Annotated in this window: 17 protein-coding genes; 9 read left to right on the top strand and 8 right to left on the bottom strand. The window is 65.6% G+C overall.

From position 1 onward, the window contains the following. Window positions 1–194 precede the first annotated feature (194 nt). Entirely contained in the window at window positions 195–977 is a 783-nt protein-coding gene (locus ACT53M_RS06835) for an enoyl-CoA hydratase-related protein (protein ID WP_476232276.1), read from the top strand. A 30-nt stretch (window positions 978–1,007) separates the two neighbouring features. On the opposite strand, the gene ACT53M_RS06840 is transcribed toward ACT53M_RS06835, so the two are convergent. Beyond that, window positions 1,008–1,832, bottom strand: a complete 825-nt coding sequence (locus ACT53M_RS06840; protein WP_476232278.1) for a helix-turn-helix domain-containing protein — start codon at window positions 1,830–1,832, stop codon at window positions 1,008–1,010. A 176-nt stretch (window positions 1,833–2,008) separates the two neighbouring features. Here ACT53M_RS06840 and ACT53M_RS06845 point away from each other — a divergent pair, with 176 nt between their 5' ends. From ACT53M_RS06845 to ACT53M_RS06855, 3 genes are read left to right on the top strand one after another with little or no spacing between them, the layout of a single operon-like run. Continuing rightward, the gene (locus tag ACT53M_RS06845; protein WP_476232279.1) at window positions 2,009–2,767 is read left to right on the top strand and encodes an SDR family oxidoreductase; all 759 of its coding nucleotides are present in this window, start codon (window positions 2,009–2,011) and stop codon (window positions 2,765–2,767) included. Window positions 2,768–2,778: 11 nt separating this feature from the next. Next, complete coding sequence (locus tag ACT53M_RS06850; RefSeq protein ID WP_218018034.1) at window positions 2,779–3,954, top strand: acyl-CoA dehydrogenase family protein; 1,176 nt, start codon at window positions 2,779–2,781, stop codon at window positions 3,952–3,954. Then, the gene (locus tag ACT53M_RS06855; RefSeq protein ID WP_476232281.1) at window positions 3,951–4,436 is read left to right on the top strand and encodes a MaoC family dehydratase; all 486 of its coding nucleotides are present in this window, start codon (window positions 3,951–3,953) and stop codon (window positions 4,434–4,436) included. The genes ACT53M_RS06850 and ACT53M_RS06855 overlap by 4 nt, the downstream gene beginning before the upstream one ends. A 70-nt stretch (window positions 4,437–4,506) precedes the next feature. Here ACT53M_RS06855 and ACT53M_RS06860 read toward each other — a convergent pair whose 3' ends face one another. The 3 genes from ACT53M_RS06860 to ACT53M_RS06870 all read right to left on the bottom strand — a co-directional run bounded on the left by ACT53M_RS06860 (window position 4,507) and on the right by ACT53M_RS06870 (window position 7,570). Then, entirely contained in the window at window positions 4,507–5,718 is a 1,212-nt protein-coding gene (locus ACT53M_RS06860) for a cytochrome P450 (protein WP_476232282.1), read from the bottom strand. A 23-nt stretch (window positions 5,719–5,741) separates the two neighbouring features. Then, the gene (locus ACT53M_RS06865) at window positions 5,742–6,548 is read right to left on the bottom strand and encodes an enoyl-CoA hydratase/isomerase family protein (protein ID WP_476232283.1); all 807 of its coding nucleotides are present in this window, start codon (window positions 6,546–6,548) and stop codon (window positions 5,742–5,744) included. A 98-nt stretch (window positions 6,549–6,646) separates the two neighbouring features. Beyond that, window positions 6,647–7,570 carry an NADP-dependent oxidoreductase gene (locus ACT53M_RS06870; protein WP_476232285.1) on the bottom strand — a complete coding sequence of 308 codons (924 nt, stop codon included), beginning with the start codon at window positions 7,568–7,570 and terminating at the stop codon, window positions 6,647–6,649. A 189-nt stretch (window positions 7,571–7,759) separates the two neighbouring features. Between ACT53M_RS06870 and ACT53M_RS06875 the strand changes: the two genes are divergently transcribed. The 5 genes from ACT53M_RS06875 (at window position 7,760) to ACT53M_RS06895 (ending at window position 12,004) form a co-directional block, all read left to right on the top strand. Continuing rightward, window positions 7,760–8,179: a carboxymuconolactone decarboxylase family protein gene (locus tag ACT53M_RS06875; protein ID WP_476232287.1), complete on the top strand. Its 420-nt coding sequence runs from the start codon at window positions 7,760–7,762 to the stop codon at window positions 8,177–8,179. After that, a complete protein-coding gene (locus ACT53M_RS06880; protein WP_476232289.1) occupies window positions 8,176–9,174 on the top strand; it encodes an SDR family NAD(P)-dependent oxidoreductase in 999 nt (332 codons plus the stop codon). Before ACT53M_RS06875 ends, ACT53M_RS06880 begins: the two co-directional genes overlap by 4 nt. A gap of 90 nt (window positions 9,175–9,264) precedes the next feature. Next, window positions 9,265–10,155, top strand: coding sequence for a crotonase/enoyl-CoA hydratase family protein (locus ACT53M_RS06885; protein ID WP_476232290.1), 891 nt, complete (start codon window positions 9,265–9,267; stop codon window positions 10,153–10,155). Between the two features lie 50 nt (window positions 10,156–10,205). Then, a complete protein-coding gene (locus ACT53M_RS06890; protein WP_476232292.1) occupies window positions 10,206–11,312 on the top strand; it encodes an NAD(P)H-dependent flavin oxidoreductase in 1,107 nt (368 codons plus the stop codon). Between the two features lie 47 nt (window positions 11,313–11,359). Further along, window positions 11,360–12,004, top strand: coding sequence for a TetR/AcrR family transcriptional regulator (locus ACT53M_RS06895; protein ID WP_476232293.1), 645 nt, complete (start codon window positions 11,360–11,362; stop codon window positions 12,002–12,004). A gap of 29 nt (window positions 12,005–12,033) precedes the next feature. Here the strand turns inward: ACT53M_RS06895 and ACT53M_RS06900 are convergent, their stop codons facing one another. From ACT53M_RS06900 to ACT53M_RS06915, 4 genes are all read right to left on the bottom strand, one after another. After that, complete coding sequence (locus ACT53M_RS06900) at window positions 12,034–12,351, bottom strand: 2Fe-2S iron-sulfur cluster-binding protein (RefSeq protein WP_084581278.1); 318 nt, start codon at window positions 12,349–12,351, stop codon at window positions 12,034–12,036. Window positions 12,352–12,364: 13 nt separating this feature from the next. Then, on the bottom strand, window positions 12,365–13,294 hold the full coding sequence (locus tag ACT53M_RS06905) for an electron transfer flavoprotein subunit alpha/FixB family protein (protein ID WP_476232294.1): 930 nt from the start codon (window positions 13,292–13,294) through the stop codon (window positions 12,365–12,367). A gap of 27 nt (window positions 13,295–13,321) precedes the next feature. After that, window positions 13,322–14,068 (bottom strand): electron transfer flavoprotein subunit beta/FixA family protein, encoded by a 747-nt coding sequence (locus ACT53M_RS06910; RefSeq protein ID WP_476232296.1) that lies wholly within the window; start codon window positions 14,066–14,068, stop codon window positions 13,322–13,324. 112 nt (window positions 14,069–14,180) lie between these two features. Continuing rightward, window positions 14,181–15,077 carry a helix-turn-helix domain-containing protein gene (locus ACT53M_RS06915; protein ID WP_476232297.1) on the bottom strand — a complete coding sequence of 299 codons (897 nt, stop codon included), beginning with the start codon at window positions 15,075–15,077 and terminating at the stop codon, window positions 14,181–14,183. Between the last annotated feature and the right edge of the window lie 68 nt (window positions 15,078–15,145).

Raw genomic sequence — 15,145 nt, forward strand, 5'->3', positions numbered from 1 at the left:
GGGCACCTATTCCTCCGGATTTTCTTTTGCCAAACTCTACGATGTCGCATCCGATGCGCAAGCCGCGCTTCTCATGCCATCGCGGATATGAAGACGTCGGAAAGCACATACGCGATGACGGACAGATGGTTCTTGCCCTTGTGCCCATCTCCTAGGCACATCGCTGGAAACGGCAAGAAGGTGCGGTAGCGAACATGTCGGAACTGATCGAGACGCGAGACGGCCGGGTCGTGACCCTGATGCTGAATCGGCCCGACTCGATGAACGCGCTGACGGACGGCCTGATCGATCAACTGATCGAGGCCTATCATCGTCTTGGACGCGACCAGGACGTCGGCGTCATTGTCCTCACCGGCGCCGGCAAGGCATTTTGCGCCGGCGGCGACGTGAAGGACCTTTCGGGTCGCGCCGAGCGCACGCTGGAGAAGCGCATCGAGGATCTTCGGCACAAGCAGAATGTTGCGCTCGCGATGCATCGTTGCCCGAAGTTGATCGTGGCAGCCGTCAATGGTGCTGCGATGGGCGCCGGCATGAGCATGGCGCTGGCGGCCGATTTCCGCATCGTCGCAGCCTCGGCGACGTTCGGCACCGCCTTCGCCGCCGTGGGCTTCTCGGGCGATTTCGGGATCAGCTGGACGCTGGCGCGGCTGGTCGGGCCTGCCAAGGCGCGCGAGCTCCTGATCCTCAATCCCCGCCTGAAAGCCGAGGAGGCAGACCGGCTCGGACTGGTCACACGCTTGGTCGAGCCCGAGCGCCTGGCTGAGGAAGCAGCGGCCTTCGCGTCCACGCTGGCAGCGGGTCCGCTGATCGCCTGGAGCATGATGAAGCGAAACCTGAACTTTGCCGAGAGCAACGACCTGACAGCGACCCTCGACCTGGAAGCAGCCAATCAGAGCCGATGCGCAATGACGGAGGACCATCTCGAAGCACGCAGTGCATGGATCGAGCGGCGCCCGCCGAACTTCGGCGGGCGTTGAGGATGCCGGTCGAGTCCGTCACGGGGCCGTTCAGCCGGCGACGGCCTGCAGCTGGTGCAGCACTGGCAGCACCGCGCGGTGTCGGTTTGCCTGATTGCGAAACGCCAGCGTGCCGGGGGGCGGGTATGCGCCGTTCAGACGCGCGATACAGTCACGTGCGATGCTGATCGTTTCGGCCAGATGCTCGGCAAGCAGGCCGGACCGGTCGACGATGGCGATCGACACGCTTTCGACACCGTCGCTGGACGGCGTGGTCATCGCCAGCATGGCGGTCCCGCTCTCATCCGAGAACACGTGGCGATCACGACGGATGTCGGCGATCCGGGCGATCAGTTCGGCGGGCGGCACCACGTCGGCGAGATCGGCCACTTCCGCATTCAGTCGGTGGATCAAGGCGCGGACCTGCCGGTCGTCGAGCGAGGCCATCAGGCTCAGCCCCACTGCGGAATGCAGGAGCGACGTCGCGCTGGCGAACACGTCGTCCACCGACATGTCGGTGGTCGTGCATGCAGTCATCCATTGCAGTTTGTTCGCATTGCGTCGTGCGATCCCGACCGCGAAATTGGTCCGGTCCGCGATCTCGCGCGCGACCGTCAATACCGGCCCCTCCTGGAAGAAGGGTTCGCCCAGCCAGCAGCCTAGCAGCGGCAGACGGTGCGTCGGGAGGAATGCCCGCTCGTGCGCATCATAGCTGAGATAGCCGACGGCTACTAGGCTGCGCATCAGTGCCGAGGTGCTCGACTGCGGATAGCCGAGATCGTTCGCCACGTCTCCGACGGTTGCCGCCCCGCGGCGACGATCAAAATATTCCAGAATCTCGAGCACGCGGACGGCCGATTTCACGACCTCCGGCATACGATGCTTGCGAGCGGCGGCCCTTGGGGTGGCAACGTCCATGTCGTTTCCTCCATCTCCTAACGCTGGTTCCAGTGGTTCCGCTGCGCGGCCACAATTCTGTTTACAGAACAGCGTTCATGTATATGAACACTGCCGAGGGACGGTGTCAACGTCCGATTTGGAGAGCAAAATATATGCGCGGTTTGGACGGGAAGGCGATCATCCTGACGGGCGGAGCGAGCGGCATCGGTCGCGACGCGGCCATCCGTCTCGCGGAAGAGGGCGCGACGGTCGGCATTTTCGACCTTAACGAAGCAGGCGCGCAGGAAGTCGTCGACAGCATCGGCGCCGATCGTGCCGCCGCCTATCGCGTCGACATCAGCGATCGCGAGCAAGTCGCAGCCGCCATGGCGGCATTCGAATCGCGCTTCGGGCCGACTCAGGGCTTGGCCAATGTCGCGGGCTGGGACTCGGCGCGCCTGTTCATGGACACCGATCCTGCCGTCTGGGACAAGGTGATCCGCATCAACCTCTATGGTCCGCTGGTGATGCATCACATCATCGTGCGCGGCATGGCCGAGCGTGGTTTCGGGCGGGTCGTCAACATCTCGTCGGATGCGGGCCGCGTCGGCTCCTCCGGCGAATCGGTCTATGCCGCGTGCAAGGGCGGCATCATCGCCTTCACCAAGACGCTCGCGCGCGAGCTGGCGCGCAACGGCGTGACCCTGAACATTCTGTGCCCGGGGCCGACCGATACGCCGCTGTTCAGCGACTTCACCAAGGACATGCCGGGGGGCGATCGACTGGCCGAAGGTCTCGCCAAGGCCATTCCGCTGCGTCGCCTGGGCCGCCCGGATGATTACGCCGGAATGATCGCATTTCTGTTATCCGACGACGCGGCCTTCATCACGGGGCAAACCATCAGTATTTCCGGTGGTCTCACAATGGCCTGATGGGCGGTTCCATGACACAGATGAATGCCCTGTTCGCGTTGGGCGAGCAGCAGATCGCGGTACGTGATCTCGTTCGCCGCGTTGCGCGCGAAAAGGTGGCCCCCCGGGCTGCCGAAATCGACGCGACCGCGGAATACCCGCAGGACATGTTCGACCTGCTGAACGAACTCGGCCTGTTCCTGCTGCCCTTCCCCGAAAGCTATGGCGGGGCGGACGACCTGCTGTCCGGTTGCGTCGCCGTCGAGGAACTGGGGCGGGTCTGCTACAACACCGCCTATATCCTCTTCATGCAATGGCTGCCGATCGGTGCGATCATCGGCGGCGGCACGGCGGAGCAGAAGGATCGCTACCTGCCCGATCTGGCGGCGGGTCGGACGCGCGGCGCCTTCTCGCTGACCGAATCGCAGTCCGGATCGGACGTGTCCGGCATCAAGACCCGCGCCGTTCGCGACGGCGCGGGGTACCGGATCAGCGGCAACAAGATCTGGTGCACCAACGCCGCCAAGTCGGACTTCGTGCTGGTCGCGGCGAAGGTCGACGGTGCGGACAAGGCGGGGATCAACTTCTTCATCGTGCCCACCGACACCCCGGGGTTCGAGATCGGCCGCAAGGAAGACAAGAGCGGTGCACGCGGCGTGCCGTCGAACCCGCTGTTTCTCGACAACGTCGTCGTCGGCGAGGAGCAGCGGATCGGGCCCGAGGGGGATGGCTTCCGCTGCGTCGTCGAAGCGCTGAACAGTTCGCGCCCGATCGTCGCCGCACGCGGCGTCGGGCTGGCCCAGGGCGCCATCGACCACGCGACCGACTTCATCAGCACGCGTCGGGCGTTCGGGCGCACGGTCTCCGATTTCCAGGGCATTCGCTGGATGATCGCCGACATGGAGATCCAGACGGAAGCCGCGCGCCAGCTCACCTATCGCGCCGCGACGATGGTCGACGCCGGGATCACCGGCCAGGCCATGGCCAAGGCCGCGGCGATCGCCAAGACCTTCTCCAGCGACACCGCGATGAAGGTCGCGACGGACGCCGTCCAGCTGTTCGGGGCCGCCGGCATCTCGGCGGAATATCCGATCGGGCGGTATTTCCGCGACGCCAAGGTCTTGCAGATCATCGAAGGCACCAACCAGATCCAGCGCAACCTGATTGCGCGCACGATTCTGGGACGCGAACAGGAAGCGCGATCATGAAAAATACGAACGACGACTATCCGGTGATCGGCCTCGGCTGCGCCTATGAAGATCTACCGCTGGGACGAAAATTCCGCACGATCGGCCGGACCTTGTTCGAAGCCGATCTGGTAGCCTTCACAACCTGCACCGGCATGACCGAAGTGCTGTTCACCAACCTCGAATTCCTGAAGGCCGAAAGCGACATCAAGCGCCAGGTAATCCCCGGCGCGATGGTGTTCACTTTCATCGAAGGGCTGCTGGTCCAGTCGACGATGCAGCACACGGGGTTCGCGTTCCTCGGCATGGACTTCAAGATCGAGGGGCCCACCTTTGTCGGGGACACGATCCACGCCGAATGCGAGGTGATCGAGAGCCGGCGCAGCAGCAGCCGCCCGAACCGTGGCCTGGTCCGCACCCTGAATCGCGTCTTCAAGCAGGACGGCAGCCATGTGCTGACCTACACCCCGCTCCGCATGGTGAAGGCGCGCACCACGGGCTGACGCGGACTGCCAAGGCCGGTAAACAGAAAGAGGGCGGGATCAGACGATCCCGCCCTCTTTCCCTATCCGGTCACCAGACCAACGGCAGATGCTCGAAACTGCCGTTGACGCCGGTCTTGAGCCGCGGCGCATCCGCGGGATCGAGCGCGAAGTCAGGAATGCGCGTCAGCCATTCCTCGAGCAGGATCTTGAGCTCGAGACGCGCCAGCATCGAGCCGGGGCAGACATGCGGCCCTGCGCCGAACGTGGTCTTGCTGCCCGACTTGCGGGTAAAATCGACCGTCAGCGGATCCACATACTCCGCCGGATCGACCGCACCAAGGGGTGTGGACAGCAACACCCGATCCCCGGCGCGCATCTCCACGCCGTGAAAGTCGATGTCTTCGACCACGCCCCGCGCCGGGTTGGTGAGCGCGAAGCGGCGGAGAAATTCCTCGACAGCCGGCTGGATCAACGCAGGCTGCTCGATCAGCTGGCGGCGATGCGCCGGCGAGCAGGCGAGGAACTGCATGATGTGCCCCATCATCGATGCGACCGTATCGAGCCCGCCGATCAGCAACAGCGTCGACAGACCGATCGCCTCGTGCGGCGTGATCGGCCGGCCATCGATCTCGGCCGTCGCGATCCTGCTGATCAGATCCTGGCCCGGGCGGGCCGCACGTTCCATCACGTGGCGTCCGGTATATTCGAACAGCAGCTTGATCGTCTCTTCCTTGGGGCCATCGGCGACGACCTGCGCATTGGCGAGCGGCAGCAACGTCAGGCGATCCTCTTCGGGGAGATCGACCATGCGCATGAAGATCTTGATCGGCAGATGCTGTGCGAAATCCTTGATGAATTCGCAGCCGCCGCGCGGCTTCATGCCGTCGATCAGTTCGATCGCCAGCGCCCTCGCCTCCTTCTCGCGCTCCTTCAATGCCGAGACGATGAAGGCGGAGGCGAACAGCTTGCGAAAGCTTTGCTGGACCGGCGGGTCGAGTTCGATCGGCGCGAGCTTCGGCGCCTCGGGAGGGCGGTTCGGGTTGAGGCTGGCCCCCTTGGTCGACGTGAACCGCTGATAGTCGCCAAAGGCTTCGGAAAGATGATCCCGGCGCGTCAGGATCCAATGACCGCCATTATACGGCGACCAGAAGATGTCGGGCGCCTTGGCGCGCACGGCGAGAAACGCCTCGTGATATTGCTCGTCACCCGTGATCGGACGGTAGGCGTCGAAATCGACGACCAGTTCGGGCGGAACGTGCGCGGGCACGGGATATTTCTGGGCAGGGGCTTTGGAGGTCATGGGCTTGTTCCTGCTAAGGGAGGTCAGACAGCGCTGGTTTCGGGCCAGGCCGGGCTGCGCTTCTCCCGGTGGGAACGCACCCCCTCCTGCGGCTCGAGGCCGGCAAATCCGAGGAATTCGAGCGCCAGGCTGGCGTCGAAGGTCGGCCCCATCTGGCGCAGCCAGTTGTTGAGCGAATGCTTGGTCCAGCGGATGGCGGATTGCGCGCCGGTGGCGAGCCGCGTCGCCAGTTCTACCGCCTTGTCGTCCAGCTCGCTGTCCTCGACCGCCAGCGAGATCAGACCGATGTCCGCGGCCTGCTCGCCGAGCAGCGTATCGCACAGCAGCAGCCAGTATTTGGCCCGCGCCATCCCGCAGAGGAGCGGCCAGATGATCGCCGCATGATCGCCGGCCGCGACGCCCAGGCGGGTATGGCCGTCGATGATCCGGCAATCCTTCGTCGCCACCGAGATGTCGGCGAGGATGCCGGTGACGAGCCCCGCCCCCACCGCCACGCCGCGCATGGCGCTGACGACCGGCTTGTTGCAGTTGATGAGGTTGTAGACGATCGCCCGCGCTTCCTTCCAGCCGCGCGCGCGCGCCTCGGGATCGTTCATCAGATCTTCCACCATCGCGAAATCGCCGCCGGCGGAGAAAAACCGGTCGTTGCCCGTGATGATCGCGGCGTTAACGTCGGGATCGGCGTCGAGATCGTTCCAGATCTCCGCCAGTTCCCAGTGCATCCGGTGATCGGCGGTATTCATCTTGCCATTGTCGAGGCGGATGCGCAGCACCTTGGGGTGCGGGCGGTCGAAACTAAGTCGTTCGTATTTGGCGTAACGATCGGTCATCACATGCTCCGGAAACGGGTCAGGCGCCGGTGATACCATGCGCCGCCCGCACCGCACCGGCGCGGCACCGCATTTCATATTCTTGATGCGTGCGCCGATCAGGGTATCAGCACGACCTTCCCGCCACCGGATCCGGCATCCACCAGCCGCTGGGCATCGGCAGCCTGCGCCAGGGGGAAGCGCGCCGCGATCGCCACGTCCAACGCGCCGGCACCCGCTGCCTGGGCCAGCCGGGCGAGCCGATCGGCATCCGCGTGCACGCCGAAAAAGCTGGGCGTGCACGGCAGCCCCTCCGCCGGGATGGGCGTGGTGGAGACGGTGCGGATCCGCCCGCCGGCCCGCACGTGCCGGCAGAGATCGGCAACCAGCGCGCCGCCCACGGTATCGGCGACATGATCGAACGGCGCGCCGGTCCATGCCTGCTCGCCCAGCACGATCGCCTGCGCTGCGCCCAGTGCGACCGCAGTATCGACATGCTTCGCGCGGACCGCCGCCACCACCCGGGCACCCCGCGCCCGCGCCGCGTGGACCGCGAAGCGGCCAACGGCGCCGGTTGCGCCCGTCAGCAACACCGTCTCGCCCGGCTGGACATCGAGCTGCTCCTCGATCAGCTGCACCCCGGTGAGCCCGGGAGTCGGCAATGCGGCCGCCACCTCGAACGACAGCGTGTCGGGGATCGGCGCGGCGGACGTAGGTGCGACGGCGGCATATTCGGCATAGGCACCCTGCACCAGCGCATCGAGCATCAAGGCCACCCGCGTACCCGGCGGCATCGCGGCGTCTTCTGAGTGCACGACCTCGCCGGCGACATCGTAGCCCGGAACCTGCGGGAATTGCAGCGGACGGGAGCGGGCGAACATCCCGGAGCGCCATTTGCCGTCGGCCGGGTTAACTCCGATCGCGCGCACCCGGACGAGCATCTGCCCAGGTTGCGGCACCGGGCGAGGCAGCCGCGCCTCACGCAGCACAGAGGCATCGCCGTAACGGTCGAACACGATCGCCCGCATGGTTTCCGCTGACATACGCTGCCTCCTTGGATGCTGTTCGCGACACCGTGACCGCCGCGACTACGCCATCACATAGAAGCGGCCGCACCTGTATCGATTCCGGCATCACAAACCTGATGAGTGCCGCGTGCATTGCGCATGCGTGTCGTCCTTCGCCACATAGGGCCGGCACGGTCACCGGTGCACCCAGGAGAGAGAAGCAGAATGACGGACTATCGCGCCAGCGGACTGGCAACCTTCACCGCGATGATGGGCGAAGAGGTCGCGCAGCGGCTGGCCAGCCAGGCCGATGCCGGAGGATTTCTCTCCGGGACCTCGGCGCTGGCACTGGATTTCGCGTTCGGCGGCGTCTGGTCGCGGCCCGGGCTGGAGATGAAACAGCGCAGCCTGATCGTCATCGCGATCCTGATAGCCACGCGCCAATATTCCGAGCTGAAGAACCATGTGCGCATCGGCATCCGCAATGGCCTGACCGCGCGCGAGATCGAGGAAGCGCTGATCCAGTGCGTGCCCTATATCGGCTTTCCGGCGGTCGCCTCCGCCCAGGGCCCGGTGATCGAAGTTCTGCGCGAACTCGGCCTCGATCCGTCGGTTCAAACTCCGGAAGAGCGAGGCGTGCTGTGATCGGCGCGGCAGTGCATTCGCCGATCGACTTCCGCGATCGTGTCGTCGTCGTCACCGGCGGCGGCGGTGCGCTCGGTGCGGCCTTTTCGAAAGAGCTCGCGCGGCGCGGCGCAGCCGTGGTCGTGAACGATCTGGGCGGCGACACAACCGGCCAGGGCGCCGCCGCCGATTATGCCGATGTCGTGGTACGCGAGATCGAAGCGGCCGGCGGCCGCGCCCTAGCCAACTATGATACGGTCGCGACCGAGGCCGGCGGCGAGGCCATCATCGATGCCGCGCTTTCGCAGTTCGGGCGCGTCGATGCGGTCATCAGCAACGCCGGCAACCAACGCAATGCGGGCTTCGGCGCGCTTTCGGCCGAGGACATCGACGCCGTGCTGGCCGTGCATGTGAAGGGCGCGTTCTTCGTGTGCCAGCCCGCCTACCGCGCGATGCTGCGGCAAGGATATGGCCGCTTGCTGCTGATCGGATCGCAGTCCGGCGTATTCGGCAATCCCTTCCGGGCCAATTATGGTGCGGCGAAGACGGCGATGATCGGCCTGATGAACGTCATCGCGCAGGAAGCCCCGGCCGAAATCTCGGTCAATTGCCTCTTCCCCAATGCGCGCGGCGGCCGACTGGGGGGAACGCCGCTTGCCGAACGGCCGGACGGCGCGTTCCTGAAGGCGGCGGGCGAGCGGAGCCGGCACTATGCCGACGCGATGACGCCCGAGTCGGTCGCGGCGATGGCCTGCTACCTCGTCAGCAACGCCTGCACGACGTCGCAGAACATGTACTCGGTGCTCGGCGGCAAGTTCGCCCGGATCTTCATCGGCCTCACCCAAGGCTGGTGCCAGCCGGGAAGCGAAGCCCCCACCAGCGAGGACATTCTCGATCATCTCGCCGCCATCGACGATTGCACGCGCTTCGACATGCCGCGCAGCGGCCTGGAGGAAATGGACACGGTGGTCGCCGCGCGCCTGGCGCAGAACGACACCCGGGAGCCGGGAGAATAATTTCTTTAACGATCGTTTGAATAATGCTATGTCGCTCGGAAACGGCGCTGTGGAACGCATTCGCGAGAAGCGCATGAGGAGCGGATACGCATGGGTTTCGAGACGATCCTGTATGAGGTGAACGACAACATCGCGACGATCACGCTGAACCGTCCCGAGGTGATGAACGCCATGGGCGGCGGGATGCGCGAAGAGCTGATCGCGGCGTTCGACCTGACCGACGGTGACGACGATGTGCGCGCCGTCGTCGTTACCGGAGCGGGCAAGGCGTTTTGTGGGGGTGCCGACTTTTCGAAGGGCGCTGCCGTGTTCGACAAGAACCGGGATCCCGCCCATAGCCCGGTCCGCCCGGACGGCAGCATCGACTATAGCAATCCCTTGTCGCGTGACGGGGGCGGCCTGCTGGCGCTCCGCATCTTCCGCAGCCTGAAACCGGTGATCGCCGCCATCAACGGCGCGGCCGCCGGCGTCGGCGCGTCGATGACGCTGCCGATGGACATCCGCATCGGCAGCGAGAAGGCGCGGATGGGCTTCGTCTATGCACGGCGCGGCATCGTCCATGAATGCTGCTCCTCCTGGTTCCTCCCCCGCGCCGTCGGCATCAACAAGGCGCTCGAGTGGAGCTTCAGCGGGCGGATCATTCCGGCCGACGAGCTCAAGGCGGCGGGGCTGCTCAGCCAGGTCGTGCCGCCGGAAGAATTGCTGCCAGCGGCCTATGCCATCGGCCGCGAGATCGCCGAGAACACCGCGCCGGTGTCGATCGCGCTGATGCGGCAGATGCTGTGGCGGGGGCTGGGCATGCCCGATCCGATGGACGCGCACCGGATCGAAAGCCGCGGCATTTCGACCCGCGGGCGGACGCCGGACGCGAAGGAAGGCGTGAAATCCTTCATCGAGCGCCGCCTGCCGGCATTCGAGTGCAAAGTCTCGAGCGACATGCCCGATTTTTATCCCTGGTGGGAGGAGCCGGTGTACGGCTGACTCCGTCCGTCATCTAGCATCGCCGGTACGGTCGGCGAGAGAGGTGGATCATGAAGACCGCGATTACCGAACTATTCGATATCCAGCACCCGATCCTGAACGCCGGCATGGGCCGCATCGCCTATCCTGAAATGGTGATCGCCGTGTGCAACGCCGGCGGGCTGGGCGTGTACGGCGCCGGCTCGAACCCGCCCGAGCGGGTGCGCGAGGATATTCGCCGCATCCGCGCCGCGACCGACCGCCCGTTCGGCATCAACGCGCCGCTTGCACTGCCGAACGCGCTGGAGAATGTGAAGGTCGCGCTGGAAGAAGAGGTGCCGGTCATCAACTATTCGATGGGCCGCGGCGACTGGATCGTGAAGCGGGCGCGCACCTATGGCGGCAAGGTCATAGCGTCGGTCAACAGCGTGAAGCTGGCGGTCAGCGCGCAGAAGCACGGCGCCGATGCCGTGATCGCCGCCGGACACGAGGCCGCCGGCCATGCCGGTGACATCACAACGTTCGTGCTGGTCCCGCGGCTCGCCGAACTGCTCGACATTCCGATCATCGCGGCGGGCGGCGTCGCCAACGGCGCGGGCCTGGTGGGGGCGCTCGCACTCGGTGCGGAGGGCGTGTCGATGGGAACGCGGATGCTGCTGACCAACGAAGGCGTCGTCCACGACAATTTCAAGCAGCGGGCCGTCGAATCCGACGTCGACCGGACGCTCTATTCGAACAAGTTCGACGGGCATATGTGCCGCGTGCTCAACACGCCGGGGCCGGAGCGGATCTATAACGGCAAGCAGTCGCTGAACCCGATTTCGATCTTTCTGCAGTCCTTCGCGATCGCCCGCGAGCTCGAGCAGCCGTATCTCAAGATGTTCTCCGACGTCTTGCGAAAGGGGCCCAAGGAGACCTTCGCGATGATGCGGATGGCGCGGATGCTCAAGATGGGCACGCTCGCGCGCGACACCGGCGACCTGGAACACGGCCAGTGCGGCGCGGGCATGTCGGTCGGGCTGGTCCACGACATTCCCTCGATCGCCGAGGTGATCGAACGGGTGGTCGCTGAGGCAGAGGAAAGCTTCGGCAGGCTGGCGGGCCTGATGGAGCGCGACGTCGTGGCACGGGAGGCAGCTGCGGCAGCCGGGCGGAGCACCTCCTCCGTCGCGGCTTGATCGGCGGCGCGCCTTGTGCGAGCGCGCAGGCATGGAGCTGACGGGACATGAACGCCATGGCGCCCCCCGGCGCTGAACTGGCGCCGGTGCGGGGGCGGGGACGCCCCCCGTCCGCCACGCGCCGTACCGAGCTGCTGGACGTCGCCGCCGCCATGTTCGCGCGCGAAGGCTATCACGGCACGAGCATGCGGGCGCTGGCGGAGCGCGCCGGGGTCAACCCGGCGAGCCTCTATCATTACTTCCGGTCGAAGGAAGACGCACTGCTGGAAGTATGCCTGACCGGCATTCGCGATTCAGCGGAGCGGCTGGACGGGATCCTCGCCTCCCGGGCCGCGATGGCCGCGCGCATTCGCCTTTTCGTCGAGGCGAACATCACCGACCTCGAACGGCGTGCCGATTACCGCCACGCCTATTACGAACAGCGCGAACATCTGAGCGCCGAACAGCGCGAGACGATCGATCATGAAAGCCGCCGGATACGACGCCTGCTGGATCGCATGTTCGAGGAAGCACGCGCAGCGGGCGAACTCCACGCCACGCTCGACGCGCGCCAAGCCAGCCTTGCCACCGCGTCTATCATGCAAGCGATCACGCGCTATTATATCGACGGGCCGATCCGCGACTTTCGTCTGGTCGCCAAGGGCATGACCGAAACGCTGATCCGCGGGCTGCAGGCCGATAGCGCGCGATAGCGCGCTATCGGCCTGCAGCCCGCTGCGCATCAGTCTTCGGCGGCGACGCGCACCGTCAGGCCGTCCAGCGCAGCCGTAATCGGGATCTGACAGGAAAGCCGGGAGTGCTCGTCGCGGTCTCCCGAGCTGTCCAGCAGGTCGCTCTCGTCGTCGCCGAGCGGCGGGAGCGCCGCTTCGAACCCCGGCTCGACATGGACATGGCAGGTCGCGCACGAGCAGCAACCGCCACACAGCGCGAGCAACTCGTCGATGCCCGCATTGCGGATTGCCTCCATCAGCGACCCATCCTCGTTCGCTTGGACCGGCACAGTCGTTCCATCGCGCCGGACGACGTTGATCGTGATCATGCTCTCGGATCCTTCAAAGCTTTTCGGTGAGTTCGGGAACGACCTTGAACAGGTCGCCCACCAGGCCGATGTCCGCCACCTGGAAGATCGGTGCGTCCTCGTCCTTGTTGATCGCGACGATCGTCTTGGAATCCTTCATGCCGGCAAGGTGCTGGATCGCCCCGGAGATGCCGACCGCGACATAGACTTCGGGTGCGACGATCTTGCCGGTCTGGCCGACCTGATAATCGTTGGGCGCATAGCCGGCGTCCACCGCCGCGCGGCTCGCGCCGACGCCTGCGCCGAGCTTGTCGGCCAGCGGATCGATCACCGCATGGAACTGTTCGGACGAACCGAGCGCCCGGCCGCCCGATACGATCACCTTCGCGCTGGTGAGTTCGGGCCGTGCGCTCTTGGCGATCTCGGCGCCCTCGAACACCGACAGCCCCTGATCGCCGGTCGACTCGACGGGCGCGATCACGGCGGTACCGCCCTCGCCCGCCGCCTTTTCGAACGCGGTACCGCGCACGGTGATGACCTTCTTGGCGTCGCGGGTCCGCACCTTGGCAATCGCGTTGCCGGCGTAGATCGGGCGGGTAAACGTGTCTTCGCCTTCCACCGAAAGGATGTCGCTGATCTGCATGACGTCGAGCAGCGCGGCGACGCGAGGGGCGAGGTTCTTGCCGGTGGTGGTCGCCGGCGCGACAAAGGCGTCGTGGTCGGCCATGAGCTTGACGACGAGCGGCGCTACGTTCTCGGCGAGCGCATGCGCATAGGCGGCATCGTCGGCGACATGCACCGTGCCGACACCAACGATTCCGGCCGCGCGCTGCGCGACGCCCTGAACGTTGCTCCCGGCCACGAGGAGGTCCACCGCCCCCAATTGCGCTGCTGCGGCAACCGCCGCGAGCGTGACGTCCTTGACGGCGTTGCCGTCATGTTCGACCCAAACCAGTGTCTTCATCTGTTTCGTTCTCCAAGTCGGCCGGGATTAGTTAGCGACGCCCATCGCCTTCAGCTTGCCGACCAGCTCGTCTACGTCCGCGACACGGATCCCCGCCTGGCGCTTGGCGGGTTCGCGCACCTCCAGGGTGGTGAGCCGCGGCGACACGTCGACGCCATAGTCCGCCGCCGTCTTCTGAACGAGCGGCTTGGACTTTGCCTTCATGATGTTGGGCAGCGAGGCATAGCGCGGTTCGTTGAGCCGCAGGTCGGTGGTGATGATCGCCGGGAGCACCAGCTTTTCCGTTTCGAGCCCGCCATCGACCTCGCGGGTCACGGTGACACTGCCATCCGCCAGTTCGACCTTGGAGGCGAAGGTCCCCTGGCCAACGCCGAGCAGCCCCGCCAGCATCTGCCCGGTCTGGTTGTTGTCGCCGTCGATCGCCTGCTTGCCCAGGATGATCAGACCGGGCTTCTCTTCATCGGCAATAGCCCTGAGGATCTTGGCGACGCCAAGCGGCTCGACTGCCTCCTCGCTCGTCACCAGAATGGCGCGGTCGGCCCCCATCGCCAGCGCCGTGCGCAGCGTTTCCTGCGCCTTGGCGTCCCCCACCGACACCACTAAGATCTCAGCGACGCCCTTGTCCTTCAGCCGGATCGCCTCTTCGACGGCGATCTCGTCGAACGGGTTCATGCTCATCTTGACATTGGCGAGATCGACGCCGCTGCCATCGGTCTTCACCCGGGGCTTCACATTATAATCCAGCACCCGCTTGACCGCTACCAGCACCTTCATCGGGATTCCTTCTCGCTTCGCAACGGCGCACACGCAGCGCCGCATTCCTGCATGCGTCCGTCATTGCCGCGTGTCGCGACCGGAGCAATCCTCCTACCGGACGTCGCGTGGGTTATCGCGTTTGTGAAATGCGCGACGGCACCGATCCGTCGTGGGCCGCCTGGTACCCGTTGGGTCGTCGCTCCCGACGATAGCGCGCGGGCGTGGTCTTATAGACCTCGCGAAAGGCATGGGTGAACTTGGCCTGATCGTAGAAGCAGTAGAGCGTCGCGATGTCCGCGATCGACATGTCCGACGCCTCCAGAACGGCACGCGCGCGCGCAAGTCGCCTAGAGCGCAGATACCGGCTGGGCGAGGTGCCGAATACGCTTTCGAAATATAGAAACAGCGCGCGGATCGGCACATCGAGCGCGGCGGCCATTGCGATCGTCGAAACCGGTTCGGTCAACTTCGATTCGATGAACGCCTCGACCCTGGCACGGTCGAGCTGGTAGCGCCCTTGCTCCTCGCGCGGCGCGCCATACAGCGCGGCGAGGCGCCGGCAAATCGCGAAAGCAACATGATCCGCATAGATTGGGTCGCGCACCATGGCAGACGCCGGTGCGAGCGCATCGAGGCACGCGAGCAGCCTTTCGTCGGCCAGTTCGGCAATACGGATGTCGGCCATCAGGCCCGCCGAATGGATGTCGATCGCCTGCGAGAGAAAGTGTTTGTCGATCGCGAGAAACTGCGCCGTCCAACGCCCGCTGACGCGCGAACCGCCCCATTCCACGTCATAGCCCGAGGCGTGGATCTCGCGGGGTCGTATCCGGGTGGAGCGAGCGGCGCCTTCGCCGTGGATCGCATGCCCCACGACCAAGAAGGAGGGCGCCGGCGCGACGAAGGTCGGCCCGTCCCAAAAATCCGCCTGCAGCGCGACTACCGACTCGCTCCAGCGAAACACATCATGCACGCGGCCGGCTCGCGTCGCGGCGGCGAGCCAGGAATCGAGGGGCGACGGTGCGGTCATTGTCCTTTCCTCTCCCCCCTGTCGTGGATCGCGTGCCGTTATCCAGCGCCCAGCATCTGCGCGCAGGC

The sequence above is a fragment of the Sphingomonas sp. DMC6 genome, assembly GCF_056314225.1.